3 protein-coding genes and 1 pseudogene are annotated in these 1,293 nt (G+C 64.1%); all 4 read right to left on the bottom strand.

Annotated elements, in window-relative coordinates:
* A partial coding sequence (locus AV521_RS46220) for a hypothetical protein (protein WP_143658792.1) occupies nt 1-209 on the bottom strand: 209 nt, incomplete at its 3' end.
* Nucleotides 206-691, bottom strand: coding sequence for a DUF6507 family protein (locus AV521_RS46215; protein ID WP_371917123.1), 486 nt, complete (start codon nt 689-691; stop codon nt 206-208). The genes AV521_RS46220 and AV521_RS46215, both read right to left, overlap by 4 nt.
* Nucleotides 671-901, bottom strand: a pseudogene (locus AV521_RS46210) (pore-forming ESAT-6 family protein); the annotation flags it as partial. The gene AV521_RS46215 and the pseudogene AV521_RS46210, both read right to left, overlap by 21 nt.
* Nucleotides 902-941: 40 nt before the next feature.
* Entirely contained in the window at nt 942-1,274 is a 333-nt protein-coding gene (locus AV521_RS46205; protein WP_076097938.1) for a hypothetical protein, read from the bottom strand.
* Nucleotides 1,275-1,293: the final 19 nt, after the last annotated feature.

Here is a 1,293-nt window from a genome sequence, read left to right as displayed (position 1 = left end):
GAGTCCGCACGGTCCGACACCGGCTTCGTCGACCCGAACAACCGCTCCGCCTCCGGAGCCTGATAGAACGCCCGCAGCCCCTGGAACTGGGAATGCACATCCGCACCCGTGGAACGGATCTGCCCGGCATCCTTCTTCAGCGCACCGTAATCCCTCTCCAACTGCTCCAGATCACCCGTGAACTGCGGAATCTCCTCCGGCTTGATCACGCCTTGCCCACTCCCGGCATCTTCACCCCAGGCGTCGACGCAGCACGCTGCGCGCGTGCGGCCATGGCCTCGTCCCCGTCCATGTACGCCGTCGTCGCATCCACCGCACCCTGCAACGACTTACCCGCCCGCGCCGCGATGAACTGCAGATCCTTCGTCGCACGCTGCGCATACTCCGACAACGCCAAAGCCACCAGACCGCCCTGACCCTTGCCGTCCTTACCGCCGTCCTTGCCACCCTGACCGCCATGACCACCCTGACCGCCATGACCGTCGTGACCACCGGAACCATCGCCCGCGGAGATCGTGCCCGCACTCGACGCCGCCGACTGCAAATGCGTACCGAAGTCGTTCGCGTACGTCTCCAGATGCGACGCCGTCTTCTCCGTCGTCGTCAGCACATGACTAATACCCTGCGGATGCAGATCCCAGCCCGCCATACCAACCCCCGTGAACCCGNNCAGATGAATGATGTTCCGCACCTCCTGCGACGCATGGTTCCAACGACGCTCCTTGCCGTGGTACTCATCCGCCACACCATCCGCCGTGAAGTCCGCCATCGCCTTCTTCACCTGCTTGTCCCGCGCCGCGATCACCGTCTCCAACTGAGCGATCACACCCGCCAGACTCCCCTGCACATCCGCCGACGCCGACGTGTCATACGACCGACGATCCGCACCCGCACCCGCCATCACACACCACTCCCCGAAAAAGACCTGAAACGCTCAGTACTCAACGGCCCGAGAAACGCGCCGCGTCGAAATTCGCCGAACCCATCTGCCGCTTCGCGTTGTCACCCTGCTCCTGGTCACCCGTGCTGAACGCACTGTCCATCCCCGACTGACCACCCAGGATCGCCCCCAACGACTGGTTCAGCTCCTTCGCGATCCCGTCCGCCCGCACCTTGAACTGATCGAACGCAGCACGACCCGCACCGTTGAACTTCCCCTCCAACGGCTCCGCCGCCTGCACCAACTGCCGGATCAACGTCCCCAGATCCTGACTCGACCCACGCGAATCACGCATCAACGTCGACAACGTCTGCGCACCCATGTCGAACTTCATGTCGCCTCCCCCGGTACGG

It is taken from the genome of Streptomyces sp. IMTB 2501 (assembly GCF_001953885.1).
GTDB lineage: Bacteria > Actinomycetota > Actinomycetes > Streptomycetales > Streptomycetaceae > Streptomyces.
The sequence above is the reverse complement of the archived record's forward strand: the minus strand, read 5'-3'. Positions and strand labels throughout refer to the sequence as shown.